This is a genomic window from Gallaecimonas kandeliae, assembly GCF_030450055.1.
Lineage (GTDB): Bacteria > Pseudomonadota > Gammaproteobacteria > Enterobacterales > Gallaecimonadaceae > Gallaecimonas > Gallaecimonas kandeliae.
The window spans coordinates 3,654,094-3,678,870 of sequence record NZ_CP118480.1; the positions used below are offsets into that span (position 1 = coordinate 3,654,094).

Sequence of the window (24,777 nt, forward strand, 5' to 3'; positions counted from 1 at the left end):
GCTATGAAGTTAACGCGCTGAATTAGCTAGGGAAAGCCGACTTTGTAAGCAGATGTTGGCCGCCCTAGCCCAGGCTTCCTTGTGCCAGGGCGATAACGAAAGCGAAGTCACGGGCCGTCTCGATATATTGGCGATAACGGCCGGAGAGGCCGCCGTGGCCCACTTCCAGCTCGGTTTCCAGCAGCAGCAGGTGATCGTCCGTCTTCAGCTCCCTCAGCTTCGCCACCCATTTGGCGGGCTCCCAGTAGGCCACCTGGGTGTCGTGCAGGCCGCTGCGCACATAGATGTGGGGGTAGGCCTGGGGGCGCAGGTTGTCGTAGGGGCTGTAGGACAGCATCAGGAAGTAGTCCGAGGCGTTGTTGGGGTTGCCCCACTCGTCGTATTCCCCCGTGGTCAGCGGCAGGCCGTCGTCCAGCATGGTGGTCACCACGTCCACGAAGGGCACCCCCACCAGGGCGCCCTTGTAGAGCCCCGGCGCCTCGTTGAGCACGGCCCCCATCAGCAGGCCGCCGGCGCTGCGGCCTTCGCAGAAGACCCTGTCCTTGTCCCCATAGCCCTGGGCCACCAGGGCCTTGGTGACGTCGATGAAGTCGTGGAAGCTGTGCCACTTGTGCTGGCGCCGCCCGGCCTCGTACCAGGCCCGGCCCTTCTCCTGGCCGCCGCGGATATGGGCCACGGCCAGCACGAAGCCGCGGTCGAGGAGGCTGAAGCGCGCCTGGGAGAAGCTGGGATCCAGGCTGATGCCGTAGGCGCCGTAGCCGTCGATGAGCAGCGGGTTCTGGCCTTGGTTGAAGGCGTCCTTGCGCCACAGCAGGGTGACGGGCACCAGGGCGCCGTCCCGGGCCTGGATCTCGATACGCTTGCAGTCGTAATGGCTGAGCTCGCAGTTGGGCACCGGCTTGGTCTTCAGCAAGGTCTTGGCGAGATCGGCCTCGATTCGGTAGAGGCTGGGGGGCTGGAGCGGGCTCTGGTAGCCCACCACCAGTTCGCTGGTGTCGTCGCTGTGACCCAGCCAGACGTCATGGACGGCGCCGGGCCAGTCCAGCAGGCGGTCCTGGCCGCCTTCCAGCACCCGCACCCGGCTCTGGCCCTGGTAGCGCTCGGAGAGGGCGATGCGGCCGGCCAGCAGGTCGAAGTCTTCCAGCAGCACGTCGGGGTCATGGGCCAGGCGCTCGGCCATGGCGTCGGGGGCTGTGCCGGTCAGCAGCTTGAAGTTGGGGGCTTCTTCGTTGCAGAGGGCCACAAAGTGGCCGTCCAGGCAGTCCAGCTGGTATTCGATACCCTCGCGCCTCGGCCAGAAGGCCTGGGGCTGGTCGCTGGAGCCGTCCAGGGGCAACAGCAGCACCTCGGCGGTGAGGGTGGCGGCGCTGGACAGCAGCAGCCATTGGCGGTCCCGGCTCTCGCCCATGCCCAGCCAGAAGCTGTTGTCCTCTTCCTCGTAGAGCAGCTCGGGTTCGGCCCCGAGCGCCTGGCGGTGCAGGCGGCAGGGCAGCAGGCTCTCGTCCAAGGTCAGGTAATAGAGGCTCTGGCTGTCCTTGCCCCAGCTCATCTCGCCGCTGATGGCGGGGAAGTCGTGGGCCAGCTTTTCGCCGCTCTCGAGATCCACCAGGTGCAGCTCGTAGCAGCGGTCACCGTTGTGGTCGGTGCTGTAGGCCAGCAGGCGCCCGTCCGGGCTGATGGCGAGATCCCCAAGGGCGAAATAGCTGGCGTCCCCGGCCAGCACATTGCCGTCCAGCAGCAGTTGCCAGGGCTGGTCTTCGGCCTGGCGCCCTTCCACCAGGGCGTATTCCTGGCCGGCCAGGGTGCGCTCGCGCAGCTGCCAGCCGTAATCCCACCAGGGCAGGCTGACGTCTTCCGGGGCGATGCGCGAGCGCATCTCCGCCAGCAATGTCGCTTCCAGCTCGGCGTTGGCCTTGAGCACCGCCTCGGCGTGACGATTCTCGGCCTTCAGGTGGGCCAATACTTCGGGGTCGGCGCGGTCGTCGTCCCGCAACCAGTGGTAGGGATCGGGGCGCTGGTGGCCGTGCATCTGGTGGACATGGGCTTTCTTGGGCGCGCGGGGGGCTGACATGGAAACATCCTGGCGGGGCTGATGGGCCATTGTCGCGCAATTCCCGGCGGCCACCAAATCTGCCAGCGAGTTGGTTTTCCTTCAGTATCAACCGTTATCATGGACAGACCCGGCGCTTTTGAGGACACAAGGATGCGTGCACTGTTATTCCAGCTTTTCGGCTCACCCCAATGGCAGGCGCCGCCCTGGTGGCAATGGTGCCGGGCCCACAAGGGCAAGGCCCTGGCCGGCCTGCTGGCGTTGCTGCTGATGGCGGCCGCCGCCTGGGGCGGCTGGTACTGGTACCAGCACAGGCCCCAGCCGCAGTTGCTGCATTTCAGCGTCGAAGCACCAGCCCTTACCGACTACCACAAGGACAAGGCCGTGGTGGCGCCCCTGACCCTGGCCTTCAGCGCGTCGGTGGCGCCCCTGGACGCCATCGGCAAGCCGGTCAGCGCCGGCGTCAGCCTGAGCCCGGCCCTCAACGGCCAATGGCACTGGGCCAGCGACAAGCACCTGCAGTTCCAGCCCGACGGCGACTGGCCCGTGGGCCAGGCCTTCAGCGTCCAGCTCGATGAAGGCAAGCTGCTGGCCAAGGGCATCCAACTGGACAGGGACAAGGCCGGCTTCGAGACGGCCCCCTTCAGCGCCGCCATCCAGGAGGCCCGCCTCTACCAGGATCCCCGCCACCCCGAGATCCAGCAGCTGGTGGCCACCCTCGCCTTCAGCCACCCTGTCGACACCGCCAGCGTCCAACCCAGGCTGTCGCTGCTGCTGGGCCCAGGCCTGAGCTACCAGGGCAGCACCGCCCCCGAACTCAGCTTCGACGACAAGCACCTCTTCGCCTACCTGCATTCGGCGCCCCTGGCCATGCCCCTGGACAGCACCCGGATCAGCCTGGAAATGGACAAGGGGATCCGCGCCGCCGCCGGCGGCAACGAAGCCGGCAAGGCCAGCCAGGCGGTGGCGGTGCCGGGCCGCTACCAACTCAGCTTCGATGGCGCCGAGATCCATTTCGCCATCAACGACAACCAGCAGGCCGAGCCGGTGCTGACCATGGAAAGCTCCAAGGGAGTCAGCGACCAGGCCCTGCAAGGCAAGGTCCACGCCTGGCTGCTGCCCAAGAAGAACCCCAAGGGCGACGACTACTGGTACGAGGAAAACACCAGCGAGGCGGTGCTGGCCCAGTCCCTGCCCCTGGAGCTGACCCAGATCCCGGGCGCCGAGGGGCTCAACCAGCTGCACAGCTTCAAGTTCAAGGCCCCGGTGGGCCGTTACCTGGCGGTGCGGGTGGACAAGCAGGTGGAAGGCCAGGGGGGCTACCTGTCCCGCCAGGCCAGCTTCTCGGTGCTGCGCATGCCGGAATACCCCCAGGCCCTGCAATTCCTGGGGGACGGCGCCCTGTTGAGCCTCAAGGGTGACCGCCGGCTGGGTTACCTGGCCAGGGGCGTCGGCAAGGTGCAACTGGAGGTGGCCCAGCTGCTGCCAGGCCAGCTGGCCCAGCTGGTGGACCAGCGCAACGGCAGCTTCGCCAAGCCCAACCTCGACAACCAGGCCTTCGACCGCCTGGTGACCCGCACCCTCATCAAGCAGGCCCTGCCGGTGGCCGACCCCGGCCAGACCCAGTACGGCAGCCTGGATCTCGGCCCCTTCCTCAAGGACAGGCGCGGCATCTTCGTGGTCAAGCTGACCCCCGCCGCCGAGAAGGACGACCAGACCTTCGATTACTACCAGAGCGAGGCCCATGACCTGCGCTTCCTGGTGGTGACCGATCTCGGCATCCTCGCCAAACGCAGCCGCGACGGCAGCCAGGACCTCTTCGTGCAGTCCCTGGCCAGCGGCCAGCCCGTGGCCGGGGCCCAGGTGGCGGTGATCGGCCGCAACGGCCAGCCGGTGGCCGAGGCCCAGACCGACGACCAGGGCCATGCCCGCTTTGCCAAGCTGGACCAGCTGCGCCGGGAAAAGACGCCCCTGCTCTACCGGGTGGAGAAGGACGGCGACCTCTCCTTCCTGCCCATTGGGGACTGGCGCCGCCACCTGGACCTGTCCCGCTTCGACACCGGCGGCGCCGGCGAGAGCGACGATCCCAAGGCTCTGGGGGCCTACCTCTTCACCGACCGCGGCCTCTACCGGCCGGGCGAGACAGTCCACATCGCCAGCCTGGTCAAGGGCCAGGACTGGGCGACGCCCCTGGAAGGGCTGCCGGTCAAGCTCACAGTCCTGGACCCCCGCGGCCTCAAGGTGCTGGACCGCACCTTCCAGTTGGACGGCAGCGGCTTTTCCAGCCTGGATTTTACCAGCGGCGAAGTGGCCCCGGCCGGCGACTACCAGGCCAGGCTGTCCCTCATTCGCGACAAGCACCGCCTGACCCTGCTGGGCAGCGTCGGCTTCAAGGTGCGGGACTTCGAGCCCGACCGCATCAAGGTGCGGCTGGCACTGGCCGGGGCCGACAAAACCGGCGGCCATCCGCCCATCGGCTGGCTGAAGCCGGCCGAGGTCCAGGCCCTGGTGCAGGCCGAACAGCTGTTCGGCGGCCCGGCCGGCAAGCGCCGGGTCACGGGGGAGATGCTGCTGTCGCCCACCGACATCGGCTTCCCCCTGTGGCCCGGCTACCGCTTCGGGGTCCAGGGCAAGCTCAAGGAGTCCTTCCGTGACCAGCTGGCGGACGCCGAAACCGACGATAAGGGCCAGGCCCAGCTGCAACTGGCCCTGGACCGCTTCGAGGGCAGCACCTACAAGCTGCACCTGCTGGCCAGGGTCATGGAGGCAGGTTCTGGCCGGGGGGTCAGCGCCCAGGCCGAGGCCCTGGTGTCCAACGCCGAACTGCTGCTGGGCTACAAGGCCGACGGCGACCTCGGCTTCATCGCCAAGGGCGGCGAACGCCACGTCAGGCTGCAGGCCGTGGGCCAGGACCTCAAGGGCGTCGCCACCGCCGTCCAGGCCGAGCGCATCGAGCGGCGCTGGGTGTCGGTGCTGATCAAGCAGCAGGACGGCAGCTACCGCTACGAGTCCCGCCGCAAGGACATCAGCCTGGGTAGCCAGCCGTTGGCCCTGGCCGCCGATGGCCTGGACCTGGCCCTGGACACCCAGGCCCCCGGGGATCACCGCCTGCGCTTCAGCGACGCCCAGGGCCGCCAGCTCGGCCAGCTGGACTACAGCGTCGCCGGCAAGGGCAACGCCAGCCGCGCCCTGGACCGCAACGCCGAGCTGAACCTCAAGCTGGACAAGGGCCAGTACCAGCCCGGTGACGACATCCAGGTCGCCATCCAGGCGCCTTACAGCGGCGCCGGCCTCATCACCATAGAGCGGGACAAGGTCTACGCCTTCAAGTGGTTCAAGATGGACGGCACCCGCTCGGTGCAGCAGATCCGCCTGCCGGCCGGCATAGAGGGCAACGCCTATGTGAACGTGCAGTTCCTGCGCGCCCCCGACTCCGACCAGATCTTCATGAGCCCCCTGTCCTACGCCGTGGCCCCCTTCCAGGTGGACCTCGGCGCGCGCCGCCAGGCCCTGGCGCTGACGGCCCCGGCCCAGCTCCAGCCCGGCCAGACGCTGGACCTGGACCTGGATCTGCCCCAGGCCGGCAAGGTGCTGGTGTTCGGGGTGGACGAGGGCATCCTGCAGGTGGCCCGCTACCAGGCCCCGGATCCCCTGGGCCACTTCTTCGCCAAGAAGGCGCTGTCGGTGGACTCCAGCCAGATCCTCGACCTGCTGCTGCCCGACCTCAAGCTCCTGATGCGCAGCGCCGCCCCCGGCGGTGACGCAGCCGCCCTGCTGGCCGCCAACCTCAACCCCTTCAAGCGCAAGCACGCCGCCCCCGTGGTCTACTGGTCCGGCATCCAGCAGTTGGCGGCAGGGCATCACCGGTTCCAGTATCCCGTGCCGGACAGCTTCAACGGCAAGCTGCACCTCTTCGCCGTCAGCGTCGCCCCAAACAGCATGGGCGCCACCCAGGGCGCCGTGCAGGTCAAGGGCCCCCTGGTGCTGAGCCCCAACGCCCCGACCTTCCTGGCCCCGGGCGACCAGAGCCAGGTGGCCCTGGGCCTCTACAACACCCAGGACAAGCCGCTGCAGGTGGCGCTGCTGCTGGAGGCGAGCCCCGGCCTCAAGCTGCTGGACGGCGCCCAGCGCCAGCTGACCATAGCCCCTGGCCAGGAGGCAAGGGCCCGCTTCCAGGTGCAGGCCACGGCCAGCCTCGGCGAGGCCAGGCTGCATTGGACGGCCAGCACAGGCCAGGGCGGCTTCCAGCGCACCGAGACCCTCTCGGTCAGGCCCGCCAGCCCCTACAGGACGGCCCTGCGCACCGGCATGCTGGAGGACGACCAGCAGCAGTTGGCGCCCCAGCGCGACCTCTACGCCCCCTTCGCCAAGCAGGAGGCGGGGCTGGCCGCCAGCCCGCTGCTCTGGGCCCAGGGCCTCAAGGCCTACCTGGGCCACTACCCCCACGCCTGCACCGAGCAGCTGGTGTCCAAGGCGGTGCCGGCCATCTTCCTCGGCACGGCGGCGGACAACCAGGCCAGCTTCGAGCAGCTGCTCGACCAGCTGCGCAGCCGCCAGAACGGCGACGGCGGCTTCGGCCTCTGGGCCGCCAATCCCGTCGTTGAGCCCATGGTGGCCCTCTACGTGGTGGACATGCTGCTGGACGCCCGCCAGCAGGGCTACCCGGTGCCCCAGGACATGCTGGACAGGGCCGACAGCTACCTGTCCGGCCTCAGCAACGGCCCCAGCGACGGCCTGGCGGAACTACGGGAGCGGGCCTACGGCGCCTACCTGCTGGCCCGCCAGGGGGTCAGGGTCAGCGGCGCCCTGGCCGACATCCGCGAACGGTTGCAGCGCCGTTACCCCAAGAACTGGCAGGCCGACATCGCCAGCGCCTGGCTGGCCGCCAGCTTCACCTTGATGCAGCAGCAGGAACTGGCCCAGCCCCTCTGGGACGCCCAGCAATGGCAGTTGCTCAGCGACAAGCCACAGCGCCTCGGCGTCTACCTGGGCCCCCTGGTCCACGACGCCCAGCTGCTGACCCTGCTGGCCCGCCACGCCCCACAGCGCCTGGCCAAGCTGCCGGAGGCGCTGCTGCCGAAGATGGGCCAGTGGCTGAGCGACCAGAACTACAGCTCCCTGTCCGCCGGCACCCTGATCCGGGCACTCAGCACCTACGGCGACAGGGCCCAGAGCGGCAACCTGGCCCTGAGCGCCCAGGTCAAAAGTGCCTGGCAGGCCCTGGCCCTGCCCCTGGCGGCCCTGCCGGCCGGCACCGACCAGCTGAAATTGGAGAAGAGCGGCCAGGCCCCGGCCTTCTACCTGGTCACGGAGGCGGGCTTCGACAAAACGCCCCCGGCCCCCTTTAGCCAAGGCCTGGAGGTGAGCCGCGACTATCTGGACCTGGCCGGCAAGCCCCTGGCCCAGGTCAAGCTGGGCCAGGAATTCCTGGTGCGGCTGCGGCTGCGGGCCACGGCCCTGGACAGCCTGGCCCAGGTGGCCATCACCGACCTGCTGCCCGGCGGCGTGGAGCCGGTGCCGCGGGACGCCGGCGACGACTTCCACGGCTGGCAGCCGCCGGTGGGGGTCGCCAAGCTCAGCGACTGGCGGCCCCAGTGGCTCAACCTGCGGGAAGACAGGCTGGTGCTCTACGGCACGGCCAGCCGCGACGCCGCCACCTTCGTCTACAAGGTGCGGGCCACCAACGTCGGCCGTTACCTGGTGCCGCCGCCCTATGCCCAGGGCCTCTACGATCCCCGCCAGCAGGCCCTGGGCCAGGGTGGTGAACTGGTGATAGTGGCGCCATGAGGCGCCGCTACCTGGCTCTCGCCGCCCTGGCGGCCTTGCTGCTGGGGCTGAGGTTGTCGGCGCCGCCCCTTTCCGCCGCCTCCCCCGGCTCCCGAGAGGTGCTGGCGGCGGACGGCAGCCTGCTGCGCCTGACCCTGGCCGCCGACGGCCAATACCGGCTCTGGCAGCCCCTGGCAGGGATAGCCCCGGCCATGGTCCAGGCCATGCTGCTCAAGGAAGACCGCTACTTCCGCTGGCACCCTGGCATCAATCCCGTAGCCCTGGGCCGGGCGGCCCTGGCCACCTACATCGGCGGCGACCGCCAGGGCGCCTCCACCCTGACCATGCAGCTGGCCAGGCGACTCTACGGCATCAACAGCAGGACGGTGCCGGGCAAGCTCGAGCAGATGCTGGCCGCCCTCTGGCTGGAGGCCCGCTATTCCAAGCGGGCCCTGCTGGAGGCCTACCTCAACCTGGCCCCCATGGGCGGCAACGTCGAAGGAGTGGAAGCCGCCGCCCGCATCTACTTCCATAAAGGTGCCCGGGACTTGTCCCTCAACGAGGCCCTGAGCCTGGCGGTGATGCCCCAGAGCCCGGCCCGCCGGGCCCGTTTCGGCAACGACTTCCAGGCTGCCCGCGACCGCCTGGCCAGGCTCTGGCTGGACAGCTACCCCCAGGACCCCAAGGGCCAGGGCCTGCTGGCCCTCACCGCCCTGGGCCATGACCGCGGCGCCTTGCCCTTCGCGGCCCCCCACTTCAGCCGCTACCTGCTGGCCGGCAGCGACCAGGCCGTCATCCACAGCACCCTCGACAGCCGCCTCCAGGCCCTGCTCGAGCGGCGGCTGCGCAGCTACCTGGCCGGCAAGGCGGACCTTGGCATCAAGAACGCAGCCGCCCTGCTGATCGACAGCCGCGACCAGGCCGTCAAGGCCTGGGTCGGCTCGGCGGATTTCTTCGACCCGGGCATCCAGGGCCAGGTGGACGGGGTGCTGGCCCGGCGTTCACCGGGCTCCACCTTGAAACCCTTCCTCTACGGCCTGGCCTTGGACCAGGGGCTTATCCACCCCTTGAGCATCCTCAAGGACGCCCCCACCGCCTTCGGCGACTTCGAACCGGAGAACTTCGACCATCGCTTCATGGGCCCGGTCAGCGCCCACGACGCCCTGATCCGCAGCCGCAACGTGCCGGCGGTCTGGCTGGCCGGCCAGTTGGAAGACCCAGACCTCTACGGCCTGCTGCGCCAGGCCGGCATCCAGGGCCTTAAAGGCAGGAACCACTACGGCCTGGCCCTGGCCCTGGGCGGCGGCGAGCTGAGCATGGCGGAGCTGGGCCGCCTCTACCTGATGCTGGCCAGCCATGGCGCCCACTACCCCCTGCGCAGCCGCCAGGACCAGCCCGTCAGCCCGCCCAGCCCACAGCTGCTGAGCCCGGCCGCCAGCTTCCTGGTGCTGGACATGCTCAAAGACAACCCCCGCGCCGACGGCCTGCCCAAGGGCAACTGGACGGTATCCTGGAAGACGGGCACCTCCTGGGGCTTCCACGACGCCTGGAGCGCCGGCGTCACAGGCCCCTATGTGCTGGTGGTCTGGGTGGGCAACTTCGACGCCACCCCCAACCCCGCCTTCGTGGGGGTGCAGGCGGCGGGGCCGCTGTTCTTCGCCCTGAGCGACGCCCTCCAGGCCAGCCTGCCGGCCACGGCGGACAGGCCCCGCCTGCCGCCCCAAACCGTGAAGAAAGTGAAGATCTGCGCCGCCTCGGGCGAGCTGCCCAACCCCTGGTGCCCCAGGGTGGTGGACGGCTGGTTCATCCCGGGCATCTCCCCGGTCAAGGTCTCGACCCTGCACAGGCCGGTCTGGGTGGACAACAAGACAGGCCAGGCCGCCTGCCCGCCCCATGACCTAAAGGCCCAACACCAGGAGGTGTTCGCCTTCTGGCCCTCGGATCTGGCCGCCCTCTTTGCAGCGGCCGGACTGCCCCGCAAGGCACCGCCGCCCCTGCCCGCTTCCTGCTCGGGGAATGGCCTCGCCCAGGCCGGCACCTCAGCCCCTTCGGCCGCCCCCCAGATCCGCTCGCCCCTCAAAGGAGTCAGCTACCGGCTGCGCCAGCCCAAGGACAGCATCCCGCTGCGGGCCGACGCCGGCCCCCAGGTCAAGGCGCTCTACTGGTTCGCCGGCCGCAGTTTCCTGGGCAAGACGGCCCCCGGCCAGACGTTGGAATGGCGGCCCCAGCACTCGGGCCACTACCCCCTCTCGGTCAGCGATGACCAGGGCCAAGGCGCCAGCCGCGAGCTGGAGGTCAGCCTCCAACCTTGACCTTGGCCAGGCAAGCATCCTTATGGCGTTATTTCGATTGCCAGTTTCTTAACATCTCCATAAAATCCGCCAACCTGACAAACTGACACCATAAGGAAATGCATGAAAACCATAAGGAAAGCCCTTCCCTGCCTGATCGCTGCCCTGTTGCTGGGAGGTTGCGGCGGAGGTGGCGGCGGCACAGAGCCGGCCAAGGCTATCCCCAACCAGGCCCCCAGCATCCAGCTGACCGACCTGACCGTCACCGAGCGGGCCAGTGCCCAGCTGACCGCCACGGCCAGTGACAGCGACGGCAGCGTCGCCAAGTACGCCTGGACCCAGGTCTCTGGCCCCCAGGTGACCCTAGCCGGCACCGACACCGCCAGCCTCGGCTTCACGGCCCCGGACCTCGACGAGGACGCCCAGTTGGTGTTCAGCCTGACCGTCACCGACGACAAGGGCGCCACCAGCACCGCCACCAGCACAGTGACCGTCAAGGCCATCAAGCATGAGCTGGCCCTCTCCGGCCTGGCCTACGACGGCCCCCTGCCGGGCGCCACCATCACCCTGACGATCTCGGGCCGCGACGCGCCCCTGACCACCACCGCCGACAACGACGGCAACTTCCACTTCTCGCTGCAGTTGGACGAAAAGGAAGACGGCGCCCTGCTGAGCCTCGAGGCCAAAAGCGCCAGCAACGCCAAGGCCGTACTCAGCTCCTGGCTGGGTAAGGCCCAGGACCTGCTGGCCCAGGGCAGCAGCCTGGATACCCAGCAGCAGCCGCGCCTCGCCGTGACCCAGCTGAGTACGGCCCTGGACGGCCTGCTCACCACCAAGCTGGGCCATGCCCCCGCCAGCCAAGCGGAGTATGATCAGGCCAAGAGCCAGCTGGACGCCCTCCACTGGATCAACCTGGCGGCCCTGATCAAGGCGGTGGTGGACAAGGGCGCCGCCCTGCCCAGCGGCGTCACCGACACCCGTGATCTGGCCCTGCACGTCTTCGAGCACCAGGATTGGGTGGACCAGCAGACCAGCCAGGCCGGTTTCAGCGACATGGTGGACGCCATGCTGGCCGACAGCCAGGTCCTGCCAACCCAGACCATGGCCCCGCCGGCCAGCATGACCCAGTTCGACAAGGCCCAGGCCCTGAACTCCAACGCCAACTGGCATTGGGCGGCAGACGGCACCGGCCAGCTCACCGAGGTCGACATCCCGACACCGGCCCCCTTCACCTGGCAGGCCGAGAACGGCAGCTGGGTGGCGACCTTCAGCGGCCAGGCCATGGAGCGGAGCTATGACGTAGGGGACAGCACCCATACCCAGTGGCTGACCAAGGCCAGCCTCAGGCCCATAGCCCTGAGCAACGGCCAGCTGCTGGTGGTGGAAGAAAGCTGGATGCATTGGGAGGAGGTCAGCCACCCCAGCGGCGGCACGCCCCAGACCACCAATGGCGACGATCACTTCATCTACACCAGCTGGTACCTGACCGACGACGCCGTCCAGCCCCTGGCCGTCTCGGCCCCCACCACCCTGGGCCTGCCGCTGCCGGCCTTGGAGCAGAGCAGCACCCTGGTCCATGGCGACCAGAACTTCGACTACAACAGCGTCCTGCAGCACTACAGTGCCCAGTTCCAGTTCAACGCCGACGGTACCGGCCTGCGCCTCGACAACCAGGCCCCCTTCCAGTGGCAGCAGGGCGACCAGGGCCTGCAACTGTTCTGGGGCGACCAGAGCCAGTGGCGCTTTGGCCAGCTGCGTTCGGACAACAACCTGGTCAGGGTGACGTCCGAACTGGGCGGCCAGGTGATGCCGCTGCTGGTCAAGCAGGATTGGCCGGCCGGGACCTTCGACAAGACGGTCTTCATGGCCTATCGCCGCGACGCCCTCAACTCCCCTCGCAGCTACTACTGGTTCGAGTTCCACAGCGACGGCACAGCCACCGCCAATTGGGCCGACGACTACGACGAGAACGGCCTGACCCAGTCCGATTACGGCTCAATGCCCATGTTCTGGACCCTGGAGGAAGGCAGGCTGCACATGGTCCGCTACCGCAACAAGTCCACCGGCCGGACCTGCACCGACCTCCAGGATCCCGACTGCGTCATCTACAACAACCGCTACCTCACCTTTGGCGGCGAGCATGACGGCTCCTGGACCGTGGAGCTGGACAACAGCTACCACTATTCCTTAAACGCCGAGCCCGAACTGCATTCCATCGACATCCGCCAGTTCGACGTGCTCCAGGCCCCGCCCATAGACGTCAGCAAGCTGCCCAACTGACCCGAAGCCGCCGCAAGGCGGCTTTTTCTTTACCGGCGAGGGCTTGTCCAGTTCGGCTGCCAGGGCCTTGGGATTTCTTTCCTTCCTTAGCTGCTGCACCGGCTGCCAGGCTCAAGTACACTAGGCCGGAATTTGTAAGGACGAGATCATGGCAGACAACAACAGCACCGACTTCGGTTTCAAGACGGTCCCGGCGGCGGAAAAAGCCAAGATGGTAGCCGGGGTCTTCCACTCGGTGGCCGGCAAGTACGACCTGATGAACGACCTGATGTCCATGGGCATCCACCGCCTCTGGAAGCGTTTCACCATCGATCTCTCCGGAGTGCGTCCGGGCCAGAAGGTGCTGGACTTGGCCGGTGGTACCGGCGACCTGGCCGCCAAGTTCGCCCGCCTGGTGGGCGACAACGGCGAAGTGGTGCTGGCCGACATCAACGATTCCATGCTCAACGTCGGCAAGGAAAAGCTGCGCAACATGGGCATAGTCGGCAATGTGCGCTTCGTGCAGGCCAACGCCGAGTGCCTGCCTTTCCCCGACAACCATTTCGACCTCATCACCATCGCCTTCGGCCTGCGCAACGTCACCGACAAGGCCGCGGCCCTGAAATCCATGTGCAGGGTGCTCAAGCCCGGCGGCCGCCTGCTGGTGCTGGAGTTCTCCAAGCCCCAGTCACAGCTGCTGACCCAGGCCTATGATCTCTATTCCTTCAAGGTGCTGCCGGCCATGGGCAAGCTGGTGGCGGGGGACAGCGAGTCCTACCAGTACCTGGCCGAGAGCATTCGCATGCACCCCGACCAGGAAACCCTGAAGTCCATGATGCTCGACGCCGGCTTCGACGAGGTGGAATACCACAACCTCACCGGCGGCATAGTGGCCCTGCACCGCGGCTTCAAGTTCTAAGATGCCCTTCAAACAGCTGCTCCAGGCCCTGATGGAAACCGGCAGCAACAGGCTGCTGGCCCTGGACGAGGCCAGCAACCGCCGCCTGGCCCGCCTCAAGGGCAAGGCGATACTGGTTCGCCTCACCGACGTCGGGCTCAGCCTCGGTTTCACCGTCACCGAGGCCGGCCTGCTGGTCACAGGCGACCTGGCCGAAGCCGACGCCACAGTGGCGCTGCCGCTGTCGGCCCTGGACGAACTCAAAGACAGCGCCAACCTGCCCCGCGCCATCAAGGAAGGGCGGCTGGAGCTCACCGGCGATCCCTTGCTGCTCAAGCAGTTTTCCGAACTCTTCGCCAAGCTCGACATCGACTGGGAAGGGGAACTGGCCCGTTATATCGGCGACGTACCGGCCCACCTGCTGCTGAGCACGGCCACCAAGGTCAAGGCCAGGCTGGATAAGGGCCTCAAGGGCTTTTCCCAGTGGGGCGCCGAGCAGCTCACCGAGGAATCGCGCCTGACCCCCAGCGGCCTGGAACAACAGGCCTTCTTCGACGACGTGGACGACCTGAAAAGCGACCTCGAGCGCCTTAGCCGCCGCCTCGAGGCACTGGAGCGCAAATGAGCAGCCTGCGCCTGCATAAGGTACTGAAAACCTTACTGAACCACGGCATTGACGAGCTGGTGCCGCGCCGCTTCTGGCCCTGGTACATGCGCCTCTGGCGACTCTCCCTGTTCTGGATCCCCAACAGGCACAAGAAGAGCCCCCGCGGCCAGCGGCTGCGCCTGGCCTTCGAAGCCCTGGGGCCCGTCTACATCAAGTTCGGCCAGATGCTCTCCACCCGCCGCGACCTCTTGCCGGACGACGTGGCCCTGGAACTGGCCAAGCTGCAGGACAGGGTGCCGCCCTTCGACGGCGCCCAGGCCCGCGCCAGCATAGAGCGCAGCCTCGGCGGCCCCCTGGAGCACTGGTTTACCGACTTCGACGAGAAGCCCCTGGCCTCGGCCTCCATCGCCCAGGTGCACACGGCCCGCCTCAAGGACAGCGGCCAGGAGGTGGTGCTCAAGGTGATCCGCCCCGGCATCCAGAAGGTGATGGCGGCCGACGTGTCCCTGATGGGCACCTTCGCCGCCCTGGCGGCCAGGCTGCTGCCGGACGGCCGCCGTCTGAGGCCCAAGGAAGTCGTCAAGGAATACCAGAAGACCCTCTTCGACGAGCTGGATCTGCTGCGCGAGGCGGCCAACGCCATCCAGCTGAGGCGAAACTTCGAGGGCTCAGACTCCCTCTATGTGCCCGAGGTCTACCCGGATCTGTGCCGCAAGCGCCTGCTGGTGATGGAGCGCATCTACGGCATCCCAGTCGCCGACATTGACGGCCTCAAGGCCAACGGCACCAACCTCGAGCGGCTGGCGGAAAAGGGCGTGGAGGTGTTCTTCACCCAGGTGTTCAGGGATTCCTTCTTCCACGCCGACATGCACCCTGGCAACATCTTCGTGGCCTTCGAAAACCCCCAGGATCCCAAGTACATCGGCATCGACTGCGGCATCGTCGGCACCCTGGCCAAGGAAGACAAACGCTACCTCGCCGAGAACTTCGTGGCCTTCTTCAACCGCGATTACCGCAAGGTGGCGGAGCTGCACGTGGATTCGGGCTGGGTGCCCTTCGACACCAGCGTCGACGAGTTCGAGGTGGCCATCCGCACCGTCTGCGAGCCCATCTTCGAAAAGCCCCTGGCCCAGATCTCCTTCGGCCAGGTGCTGGTCAACCTCTTCAACACGGCGCGGCGCTTCAACATGGAAGTGCAGCCCCAGCTTGTGCTGCTGCAAAAGACCTTGCTTTACATCGAAGGCCTGGGCCGCCAGCTCTACCCCGAGCTGGATCTGTGGAAGACGGCCAAGCCCTTCCTGGAAGACTGGCTGAAAGAGCAGATGGGCCCCAAGGCCATGTTCCGCCATATGAAGGCCAACCTGCCGTTCTGGGGCGAGAAGCTGCCGGAGCTGCCGGATCTCCTTTACGACAACCTGCGCCTGGCCCGGGACTGGCAACAGCGGGCCATGCTGCGTGAACAAGAACAGGCGTTGGCCGCCGACAGGCGCAGCCAGATGATGGGTTGGCAGATACTGGCCGCCAGCCTGCTGATCTCGGCGGCGGTGCTGCTGGACAAGGTGCATTGGTGGCTGCCCGCAGCCCTGGCCCTGGGCGCCCTGGTCAGTTGGATAAAGGCGCTGCGAAAATAACCACCAGGGGTATAATGCCCTGGTATGTCAGACATTATTAGAGGTTGACTATGGGTATCAGCTGGCCCCAATTACTGATCTTGTTGGTGGTAGTACTAGTGCTGTTCGGCACCAAGAAGCTGCGCAACATCGGCTCTGACCTGGGCTCCGCCGTCAAGGGTTTCAAGAAGGCCATGCACGAAGACGAGGAAGCCCCCAAGAAGGAATTGGAAGACAAGCCCGACGCCGAATTCAAAGAAGACAAGCAGGAGGACAAGGCCAAGTCTGACAAGGACAAGGTCTGATGTTCGACATCGGCTTCGGGGAGCTGGTACTGGTGGCGCTGGTGGCGCTCATAGTGCTGGGGCCCGAACGCATGCCGGCGGCGGCCCGCACCCTGGGCCGTTGGGTGCGCACCTTCAAGGGCATGGCCCAGCAGGTGCGCAGCGAGCTGGAACGGGAATTGGAAGCCCATGAGCTCAACGAGAGCATGAAGCAGGCCGACAAGCTGGGCAAGGACCTGCCCAAGGAGCTGGAGCAGAAGGTCGAAGACATGAAGCGCAGCGCCGAGGAACTGAACAGGCCCTACGCCAAACCGGCAGAGCCACCTGCGAAGCCGGCTCCCCAGGCCGAAGACAAGTCCCAGGATCGCCATGAGTGAGATGCCCCTGCTGCAGCACCTGCTGGAGCTGCGTTCCCGCCTGCTGCGCGCCCTGATGGCGGTGGGGCTGATGCTGCTGGTCACCGCCTTTTTCGCCAAGGATCTCTACCACCACCTGGCGCTGCCGCTGATCAGCCATCTGCCCAAGGGCGCTTCGATGATCGCCACAGACGTGGCCTCGCCCTTCTTCGCGCCCTTCAAGCTGGCCCTGGTGCTGGCCTTCTTCGCGGCCATGCCGGCCATCCTCTACCAGATCTGGGCCTTCGTGGCCCCAGGCCTCTACCAGCACGAGCGCCGCCTGGTGGCGCCGCTGCTGGCCGTCAGCAGCCTGCTCTTCTACGGTGGCATCGCCTTCGCCTATTTCGTGGTGTTCCCGGTGATCTTCGCCTTCTTCACCTCGGTGGCCCCCGAAGGGGTGACCATAGCCACCGACATCTCCAGTTACCTGGATTTCGTACTCAAGCTGTTCTTCGCCTTTGGCCTCGCCTTCGAGATCCCCATCTTCGTGCTGCTGCTCTGCTATACGGGCGTGACCGACATCCAGAGCCTCAGCGCCAAGCGTCCCTATATCGTCGTTATCGCCTTCACACTGGGCATGCTGTTGACCCCGCCCGACGTGATTTCCCAGACCCTGCTGGCCGTGCCCATGTGGCTGCTGTTCGAATCCGGCCTACTGATGGCCAGGCTGGTGGGTCTGAAACCCAAGGATGAGGAGCCCTCATGAAACTGCGTTACCTGCCCCTGCTGGTCCTGGCCTTCGGCGCCAGTGCCAATATCCAAGACAAGCTGGCCCAATGCGCCCAATTGAGCGACGACGGCCTGCGCCTGGCCTGTTTCGATGCCCTGGCCAAGCAGGCCAGGAGCCAAGGCGACATGGCCGTAGCTCCTGTGACTTCCGCCGAGGAACAGGCTCTGCAGCGCCCCAAGGTGGTGGCAGAGACCCATGACCCCGTGGCCAGCTTCGGCATGGAGCAGCAGGTCGAGAAGAAACACGAGCTGGACAGCATCAAGGCGGTGGTGGTCAAGATCAACAAAGACCCCTACGGCAAGCTGATCCTGGTGCTGGATAACGGCCAGACCTGGAAGCAGGGTGACAGCGGTTACAGCGGTATCAAGACCGGCGACACCGTCAAGCTGGAGAAGGGTGCCCTGGGCGCCGTCTACCTGGGCAAGGACGGCGGCGGCCGCACCATCAGGGTCAGCCGCAGCAAATGAGGCTCTGCGACATCGCCATCAACTTGACCGACGGCGCCTTTGACGCCGACCGGGAGCAGGTGGTGGCGACCGCCTCTGACGCCGGCGTGCCCTACCTGATACTGACAGGGACCAGCGAGGCCGAGAGCGAGAAGGCCGCCGACTACGCGGCCGGCCGCCCCGGCCTCTACGCCACCGCCGGCGTCCACCCCCACTATGCCGCCGAGGCCTCCCCGGGCTTTATCGAGAGGCTGCGACAACTTGCGGTCCGGCCCGAGGTGCTGGCCATAGGGGAATGTGGCCTGGACTTCTTCCGGGATCTCTCGCCACGCCCTGTCCAGGAGGCCGTCTTCGAAGCGCAGCTGGCGCTGGCGGCCGAGCTCAAGATGCCGGTGCTGCTCCACGAGCGGGAGGCCGGCGAGCGCCAATACCAGATACTGCGCCAATACCGGGACAAGCTGCCCGGCGCCGTGGCCCACTGCTTCACCGGCGACGAGGCCACCCTCAAGCGCTGGCTGGAGCTGGATCTCCATGTGGGTATCACCGGCTGGATCTGCGATGAACGCCGCGGCGGCCACCTCAAGGAACTGGTGCGCCTGATCCCCGAGGACAGGCTGCTGCTGGAGACCGACGCCCCCTACCTGATCCCGCGGGATCTCAAGCTCAAGCACAGACGCAACGAGCCCCAGTACCTGCCCCATATTCTTGCCACCGTCGCTGCGTGCCGCCGGCAGGACCCAGAAGCCCTGGCAGCCAGTACCCTGGCCAACAGCCAGCGCCTTTTCGGGTTCACCGGGTAGCGGCGGGCTTTTCCAAGGAGACTTAAGATGTTGAACCGTGCGCCTTTTCCCCATACCCGCCTGCGCCGCCTGCGCAAGGACGACTTCAGCCGCCGCCTGATGGCCGAGAACAAGCTGAGCGTCGACGACCTGATCTACCCGGTATTCGTGCTGGAAGGTAAGAACCGCCGCGAAGAAGTGGCCTCCATGCCCGGCGTCGATCGCCTCTCCATCGACCTGCTGCTCAAGGAGGTCGAGGAGCTGGTGGAACTGGGGGTGCCGGCCGTGGCGCTCTTCCCCGTGACGCCCATCGAAGCCAAGTCCCTGCATGCCGAGGAAGCCTACAACCCGGACGGCCTGGCCCAGAAGGCGACCCGCGCCATCAAGGAAGCCTTCCCCATGATGGGGGTGATAACAGACGTGGCCCTGGACCCTTTCACCACCCACGGCCAGGACGGCATCATCGATGAAAACGGCTATGTGCTGAACGACATCAGCACAGAAGTGCTGGTCAAGCAGGCCCTGAGCCACGCCGAAGCCGGCGCCGACATAGTGGCACCCTCCGACATGATGGATGGCCGCATCGGCGCCGTCCGCCAGGCCCTGGAAGCCGCAGGCCACCACAACGTCAGCATCCTGGCCTATTCCGCCAAGTACGCCTCCGCCTTCTATGGCCCCTTCCGGGATGCCGTCGGCTCCGCCGCCAACCTCAAGGGCGGCAACAAGATGACCTACCAGCAGGACCCGGCCAACAGTGACGAGGCCCTGCACGAGGTGGCCCTGGATCTCCAGGAAGGGGCGGACATGGTGATGGTCAAGCCGGGCATGCCTTACCTGGACGTGGTTCGCCGGGTCAAAGACGAATTCCGCGTGCCCACCTTCGCCTACCAGGTGTCCGGTGAATACGCCATGCAGATGGCAGCCATCCAGAACGGCTGGCTTAAAGAAAAAGAAACAGTGCTTGAATCTCTTCTGTGCTTCAAGAGAGCGGGCGCTGACGGTATCCTTACCTATTTCGCCAAGCGTGCCGCCCAATGGCTGCGAGAGAAATAAGCAGGGGCCCAAAGCCCTGTTGCAGCCCATTGAGTTTCACTTAGGCTGCTCACTGGAATATTGATAGATCCTAATCAAGGCACTGGAACCTCGGTGCCTTCGGAAAAATGCGAGGACGTTGATGAAAGTGTCCGTAGTGATACCTGCCAAGAACGAGTCGGAAAACCTGCCCGGCCTGCTGGCGGAAATCCAGGCCAGCCTGGCCGATGTGCCCTTCGAAGTGGTGGTCATAGACGACGCGTCGGAAGACAACAGCTGGGCGCTGCTGACCGAGATGAAGCAACAGCACGACTGGCTGCGCGCCCTGCGCTTCGCCAAGAGCTGCGGCCAAAGCACCGCCATCTGGCACGGCGGCCGCGCCGCCCGCGGCCAGTACGTGGTCACCATAGACGGTGACGGCCAGAACGACCCGGCCGACATTCCCAAGCTGCTGGCCCTGGCCGAGAGCCAGCCCGAAGGCCCGCTCTGCGTCTGCGGCATCCGCACCCGCCGCAATGACAGCTGGGGCAAGCGCATGTCCTCCAAGATCGCCAACGGCGTGCGCCGCCGCCTGCTCAACGACGATGTGGTGGATACCGGCTGTGGCCTCAAGTTGATCAGCCGTGAGCTGTTCCTGACCCTGCCTTACTTCAACCACATGCACCGCTACTTCCCGGCCCTGTCCAAGCGCGCCGGCGCCAAGGTGCTGAGCCAGCCCGTCAACCACAGGGCCCGTACCGCCGGTGTTTCCAAGTACGGCCTCAACAACCGCCTCTGGGTGGGCCTGGTCGACATGTTCGGGGTACGTTGGCTGCAGAAAAGGGCCAAGCTGCCCACCCTCACCGAGGAACTGTGATGAAAGAAAACCTCTGGCTGGTGGTCGGCTTCGCCGGCCAGCTGCTTTTTTCCGCTCGCTTCCTGCTGCAATGGCTGGCCAGTGAAAAGGCCAAGCAGAGCATAGTGCCCAAGGCCTTCTGGTATTTCTCCCTGGGCGGCTCCACATTGCTGCTGGTCTACGCCGTCTACCGCCAGGACCCGGTGTTCATGGTCGGCCAGGGCGCAGGCCTTGCCATCTACCTGCGCAACCTGCAGCTGATCAAGGCCCATGAGAGCCGAAACTGACGCCATGAAAGCAGACAACACCTACCGCCTTGGCTGGCTGATGCTGGCCGTCGTGGTGCTGGCCGGCATCGGCCTGCGCTGGCCCTGGCCGGCGGACGAACCCCGCTTCGCCCTCATCGCCCAGGAGATGGTCAACACCGGCCAGTGGCTGATCCCGCACCGGGTGGGTGAACTCTATCCGGACAAGCCGCCCATCTTCATGTGGGCCATAGCCCTCTTCGTCTGGCTCAAGGTGCCGCTGAAGCTGGCCTTCCTGCTGCCTTCGGCCCTGGCCGGCCTGGGTACCGCCTGGCTGACGGTGGACCTGTCCCGCCGCCTCTTCGGCCAGGAAGCGGCGACCCGCACCCTCTGGCTGTTGGCCTTCACCCTGCAGTTCACATTGCAGGCCAAGACGGCCCAGATCGACATGCTGGTGGTGTTCTGGATCACCTTGGGCGGCTACGGCCTGGCCAGGCACCTGCTGCTGGGGCCGGACTGGCGCTGGTACTTCATCGGCTTTGCCGCCGCCGGCTTCGGGGTCATCACCAAAGGGGTAGGGGTACTGGCGCTGTTCCTGCTGCTGCCGCTGCTCTGGCGCAAAGATCTGCGGGCCAATATGAGCAAGCGCGGCTGGCTGGGCCCGCTGGTGCTGCTGGCGGCCATCGCCACCTGGGGCCTGCCCATGCTCTGGTACGCCGCCCACAGCAGCAACCCGGAAGCCATGGCCTACAGGGACAACATCCTCTTCAACCAGACCGCCAACCGCTATGTCCATTCCCTGGGCCACAAGAAGCCCTTCTGGTATTACCTGGTCGAAGTGGTGCCGGTATTCTGGCTACCGCTGTCGCTGATGATCCCCTTCCTGGCCAAGACATGGTGGAAGGAAAAGGCGCGGCCTGAAGTGCTGTTGCCACTGGTGATGGTGGTGGCGGTACTGCTGTTCTTCTCCATCAGCCCCGGCAAGCGCGGCGTCTACATCACCCCGGCCCTGCCCTGGCTGGCCCTGGTGACGGCGCCCTTCCTGGAGCAGGCCCTGGCCGGCCGCTGGTGCCAGCGCCTGTGGCGTGGCCTGGGTTGGCTGCTGACGGCAGCGCTGCTGATCGCCGCCGCCCTGCCAAAGGCCCACAAGCTGCTGGGCACCGAAGGCGTGGTGTTCCTGGCCGTCACAGGCATCTTGATGCTGGCCGCCCAGTGGCTGAGCCGCAACAAGCCCGTCTGGCAGGGCTGGGGCTGGGTGATAGGGGGCTTCTGGCTGGGCTATAGCCTGCTGGGCGGGCCTGCCCTTGATACCGTACGCACCCCCGTCGACATCATGGCCAAGGTCAGCCAGCGCATCGGGCCCGATGGCAAGCTGGCGCTGCTGGACTACAAGGAGCAGTTCGCCCTCTTTGCCGACAGGCCAGTGGTGCAGTTTGGCTTCCATGGCGACCTGCCTGCCCAGCGGGCCGCCGCCCGCGACTGGGTGCAGCAGGGCCAGCAGTACTATGTGCTGGGACCCAAGCGCAACATAGAGCAGTGCTTCAAGCTGAGTGACGACCTCTTCGTGGGCGATCGCCACGGTGGCCTCTGGTACCTGGTCAGCGCCGACCAGCTCAAGCCCGGCTGCGAGCCTGGCGTGGAGCCGGCCCCACGCTACCAGGGGCCCGATTACGGCGTTATCAAGCCCTGATCCTTCCCTGGACCTGTCGAAGGTCCAGGGAAAACCCCAAACAAAAGCCCCGGCATCAGGCCGGGGCTTTTTTCATGGTAACCAGGATCAATTGTCGTCCGTCTTACCCAGCAGGGCCGCCGCCAACTGGCTGGCCAGGCGTTCCCGCTCCAACAGGTAGTAATGGCCTGTTTCGTTGGCCCGGCCGATGAACTCCATGCCCAGCACGTTGCAGAGAGAGTCGGCATCGCCGCGGTAGCCGCGCCAGATCACGCCGTGGATATGGCTGTGACGGGTGATGCGGTCCATCAGCTTGCGCAGGCACCTTTCCAACTGGCTGTCGCAAAGACCACCGGCATGGGTGACCAGCAGATAGCAGGGGGCGTTTTCTTCCGGCAACTGCCCTGGGGTCAGCTTGCTGAAGTAGTCATCCCCGTCGATGGCGATGGCGTCCTTGGCCGACTTCTTTATGGGCACCATGACCATGTGGGCCAACAGCAGGTCGTGATGGCGGATCAACTGGTGGGACAGGCGGCCCTCGGCATTCAAGCGGCGGCAGGCCTCGATCATGACGTCGCCACTGTCGCAGGCGCCCACCCAACCGTAGAAGCGCTCGAACTCGGCCTGGTCATCCTCGCTCATCTCGACCCCCACCTTCAGGTGGTCGGCAACTCGGTAGCGATAGAAGAAGGCGCGCAGGCGGGTCCAAGGCTCGCGCAGCAGGAAGGCATCCGCCAGCTCTTTGGCTTCGTCGTCCTCACTCTCACAGAGCGTTTTCAGGGGGTCGTCCCCCACGGCGGCAATGATCTGGGCCTGGCGGTAAAGAGAAGGCGTAGTCACCCCCCGCTCCCATCGACTGATGGTCACGGCATCCAACCTGGCAAAGGCTTCTCTGCGGCAGGAGAGGTGGTGTGCGAACTCTTCCTGCGAAAGACCCAAAGTACGCCGTTTCGCTTTCACGAAAGCGGAAAATTCAAAATTCATCAACCACCTATTGTGCTTGAAGTTGTTTGGCAGTGGTCGCGCCGCAAGTGTCCCTTTTTGGCGTTGCTCCGGTAAATAGCATTATGGGCCATAGAGTCCATTATCATGCCTATTTCTTAAGCTCTTGTTATTTAAGATGCCAATGTTAGTCTTTAAGGAGTTGTTACACTTTTTGAGAAACAGCATGCCGCGTATCTGGCTTTTTGTCACCCTGTGTTTTTACGCCGCTTTTGCCCAGGCTGGCGTCTATCAGTGCAAGACGGCACAGGGCAAAGTGGAGTATCGGGATACCCCTTGCCAGCACGGCATCCAGAGACTTTACCAGAAAGACAAGACGGGTCCCCAATCCAAGACCCGCGTTACCCGCAGCCAGCAGTTCAAGCCCCTGGTCGGGCAATGGTGCAACTTCGCCACGTCCCTTTCCCTGACCGGTGCCAAGGATCTCAGCAAACCTGCCCAGTGGACCTTCGGTGACCGCCAGTTGGAGGTGGTCAATGGCCCCCTCCAGATCCTCAGCGACTTCAGCCAGGAAGAGGAGCTGCTGCAGGTGGATGACCCCCGCTTGGGTAACTACCATCTGGTCATGCAAGGTGCCGACGGCATGGTAATGAAAGGCGACTACGGCTACTACTTCTTTAGGCGCGGCCACTGCGCACCTTGATGTCCGGCTACAAGCGTTGTACTTATTAGGCCGCTTGCAATCATAAGAAGACTCCCATGATCGACATCGACCAATACCTGACAGTGCTGGCCCGCAACGAGGGCTCGGATCTCTACCTGTCCACAGGCGCGCCGCCCTGCGCCAAGTTCCATGGCCAGCTCAAGGCCCTGGCCAAGGACGCCTTGGCCCCGGGTGAGATCGCCGAAGTGGCTGACTTCGTCATGGACGAAGAGCAGCGACTCAAGTTCAACAAGGAGCTGGAGATGAACCTGGCCCGCTCCATTCCCGGTGTCGGTCGCTTCCGGGTCAACATCTTCAAACAGCGCAACGAAGTCAGCATAGTGGCGCGCTATATCCGCAACGACATCCCCAAGCTGGAAGACCTGGGCATGCCGGAAGTGCTCAAAGACGTGATCATGTCCAAGCGCGGCCTGGTGCTCTTCGTCGGTGCCACCGGTTCGGGCAAGTCCACCTCCCTGGCGGCCCTCATCGACTACCGTAACAGCAACGCCAGCGGCCACATCATCACCATCGAAGATCCGGTGGAGTTCGTCCACAAGCACAAGAAGAGCATCATCAACCAGCGGGAAGTGGGCACAGACACCCGCAGTTTCCATGCCGCCCTGATCAACACCCTGCGCCAGGCGCCTGACGTCATCCTCATCGGTGAGATCCGTGACCGCGAGACCATGGAGCACGCCCTCGCTTTCGCCGAAACCGGCCACCTCTGTATCTCCACCTTGCACGCCAACAACGCCAACCAGGCCCTGGACCGTATCATCAACTTCTTTCCGGAAGAGCGCCGCCCCCAGCTGCTGTTGGACCTGTCCCTGAACCTGAGGGCCTTCGTCTCCCAACGCCTGGTGCCGACGGTGGACGGCAAGCGCTGTGCCGCCGTGGAGATACTGCTGGGCACCTCCACAGTGCAGGACATGGTCAAACGCGGCGATGTCCACGCCATCAAGGAGATCATGCAGAAGTCCGAGAACCTCGGCATGCAGACCTTCGACACAGCCCTGTTCAAACTGCACATGGAAGGCAAGATCGACCTCGACCAGGCGCTGCGCAATGCCGACTCCGTCAACGACCTGCGCCTCAAGGTCAAGCTGGCCAAGAACGAAACGGCCGGCAGCGGCGCCATGGACCTGCGCCTGGAAGGGGAAGAAGGCGAGGACGAATAAGGCTACTAAGACCAAAGTTCAATCAAGACCAAGGATGTTGCTGTCGATAAGGAAT

Annotated in this window: 19 protein-coding genes; 17 read left to right on the top strand and 2 right to left on the bottom strand. The window is 65.7% G+C overall.

The genetic code is table 11. The annotated features are described in order from the left end of the window. Positions 1–64 precede the first annotated feature (64 nt). A complete protein-coding gene (locus tag PVT67_RS18000) occupies positions 65–2,071 on the bottom strand; it encodes a S9 family peptidase (RefSeq protein WP_301496159.1) in 2,007 nt (668 codons plus the stop codon). 132 nt (positions 2,072–2,203) lie between these two features. Here PVT67_RS18000 and PVT67_RS18005 point away from each other — a divergent pair, with 132 nt between their 5' ends. The 15 genes from PVT67_RS18005 (at position 2,204) to PVT67_RS18075 (ending at position 21,917) form a co-directional block, all read left to right on the top strand. Next, a complete protein-coding gene (locus PVT67_RS18005; RefSeq protein WP_301496161.1) occupies positions 2,204–7,837 on the top strand; it encodes an MG2 domain-containing protein in 5,634 nt (1,877 codons plus the stop codon). Beyond that, positions 7,834–10,128, top strand: a complete 2,295-nt coding sequence (gene pbpC / locus PVT67_RS18010; RefSeq protein ID WP_301496163.1) for a penicillin-binding protein 1C — start codon at positions 7,834–7,836, stop codon at positions 10,126–10,128. The genes PVT67_RS18005 and pbpC overlap by 4 nt, the downstream gene beginning before the upstream one ends. Positions 10,129–10,230: 102 nt before the next feature. Further along, positions 10,231–12,387: a carboxypeptidase-like regulatory domain-containing protein gene (locus PVT67_RS18015; RefSeq protein WP_301496165.1), complete on the top strand. Its 2,157-nt coding sequence runs from the start codon at positions 10,231–10,233 to the stop codon at positions 12,385–12,387. 148 nt (positions 12,388–12,535) lie between these two features. Continuing rightward, positions 12,536–13,285 (top strand): bifunctional demethylmenaquinone methyltransferase/2-methoxy-6-polyprenyl-1,4-benzoquinol methylase UbiE, encoded by a 750-nt coding sequence (gene ubiE, locus PVT67_RS18020; protein WP_301496167.1) that lies wholly within the window; start codon positions 12,536–12,538, stop codon positions 13,283–13,285. Between the two features lies 1 nt (position 13,286). After that, a complete protein-coding gene (locus tag PVT67_RS18025; protein ID WP_301496169.1) occupies positions 13,287–13,889 on the top strand; it encodes a ubiquinone biosynthesis accessory factor UbiJ in 603 nt (200 codons plus the stop codon). Further along, positions 13,886–15,502, top strand: coding sequence for a ubiquinone biosynthesis regulatory protein kinase UbiB (gene ubiB, locus PVT67_RS18030; RefSeq protein ID WP_301496171.1), 1,617 nt, complete (start codon positions 13,886–13,888; stop codon positions 15,500–15,502). Before PVT67_RS18025 ends, ubiB begins: the two co-directional genes overlap by 4 nt. Before the next feature lie 50 nt (positions 15,503–15,552). Continuing rightward, positions 15,553–15,786, top strand: a complete 234-nt coding sequence (tatA, locus tag PVT67_RS18035) for a twin-arginine translocase TatA/TatE family subunit (RefSeq protein ID WP_301499732.1) — start codon at positions 15,553–15,555, stop codon at positions 15,784–15,786. Next, positions 15,786–16,142: a Sec-independent protein translocase protein TatB gene (tatB, locus tag PVT67_RS18040; protein ID WP_301496173.1), complete on the top strand. Its 357-nt coding sequence runs from the start codon at positions 15,786–15,788 to the stop codon at positions 16,140–16,142. Before tatA ends, tatB begins: the two co-directional genes overlap by 1 nt. Further along, positions 16,129–16,866: a twin-arginine translocase subunit TatC gene (gene tatC, locus PVT67_RS18045; protein WP_336407858.1), complete on the top strand. Its 738-nt coding sequence runs from the start codon at positions 16,129–16,131 to the stop codon at positions 16,864–16,866. Before tatB ends, tatC begins: the two co-directional genes overlap by 14 nt. Beyond that, on the top strand, positions 16,863–17,357 hold the full coding sequence (locus tag PVT67_RS18050; protein ID WP_301496177.1) for a hypothetical protein: 495 nt from the start codon (positions 16,863–16,865) through the stop codon (positions 17,355–17,357). Before tatC ends, PVT67_RS18050 begins: the two co-directional genes overlap by 4 nt. Then, on the top strand, positions 17,354–18,136 hold the full coding sequence (locus PVT67_RS18055; protein WP_301496187.1) for a TatD family hydrolase: 783 nt from the start codon (positions 17,354–17,356) through the stop codon (positions 18,134–18,136). The genes PVT67_RS18050 and PVT67_RS18055 overlap by 4 nt, the downstream gene beginning before the upstream one ends. 27 nt (positions 18,137–18,163) lie before the next feature. Next, on the top strand, positions 18,164–19,168 hold the full coding sequence (hemB, locus tag PVT67_RS18060; protein ID WP_301496189.1) for a porphobilinogen synthase: 1,005 nt from the start codon (positions 18,164–18,166) through the stop codon (positions 19,166–19,168). A 121-nt stretch (positions 19,169–19,289) separates the two neighbouring features. Then, on the top strand, positions 19,290–20,003 hold the full coding sequence (locus PVT67_RS18065; protein ID WP_336407778.1) for a glycosyltransferase family 2 protein: 714 nt from the start codon (positions 19,290–19,292) through the stop codon (positions 20,001–20,003). Beyond that, positions 20,003–20,269 carry a lipid-A-disaccharide synthase N-terminal domain-containing protein gene (locus tag PVT67_RS18070; RefSeq protein ID WP_301496193.1) on the top strand — a complete coding sequence of 89 codons (267 nt, stop codon included), beginning with the start codon at positions 20,003–20,005 and terminating at the stop codon, positions 20,267–20,269. The genes PVT67_RS18065 and PVT67_RS18070 overlap by 1 nt, the downstream gene beginning before the upstream one ends. Before the next feature lie 4 nt (positions 20,270–20,273). Then, a complete protein-coding gene (locus PVT67_RS18075) occupies positions 20,274–21,917 on the top strand; it encodes an ArnT family glycosyltransferase (RefSeq protein WP_301496196.1) in 1,644 nt (547 codons plus the stop codon). A gap of 87 nt (positions 21,918–22,004) precedes the next feature. Here the strand turns inward: PVT67_RS18075 and PVT67_RS18080 are convergent, their stop codons facing one another. Continuing rightward, positions 22,005–22,736, bottom strand: coding sequence for a hypothetical protein (locus PVT67_RS18080; RefSeq protein ID WP_301496199.1), 732 nt, complete (start codon positions 22,734–22,736; stop codon positions 22,005–22,007). A 328-nt stretch (positions 22,737–23,064) separates the two neighbouring features. Between PVT67_RS18080 and PVT67_RS18085 the strand changes: the two genes are divergently transcribed. Next, a complete protein-coding gene (locus PVT67_RS18085) occupies positions 23,065–23,541 on the top strand; it encodes a DUF4124 domain-containing protein (RefSeq protein ID WP_301496201.1) in 477 nt (158 codons plus the stop codon). A gap of 56 nt (positions 23,542–23,597) precedes the next feature. Next, positions 23,598–24,722, top strand: a complete 1,125-nt coding sequence (locus PVT67_RS18090) for a PilT/PilU family type 4a pilus ATPase (RefSeq protein WP_336407779.1) — start codon at positions 23,598–23,600, stop codon at positions 24,720–24,722. Positions 24,723–24,777 lie beyond the last annotated feature (55 nt).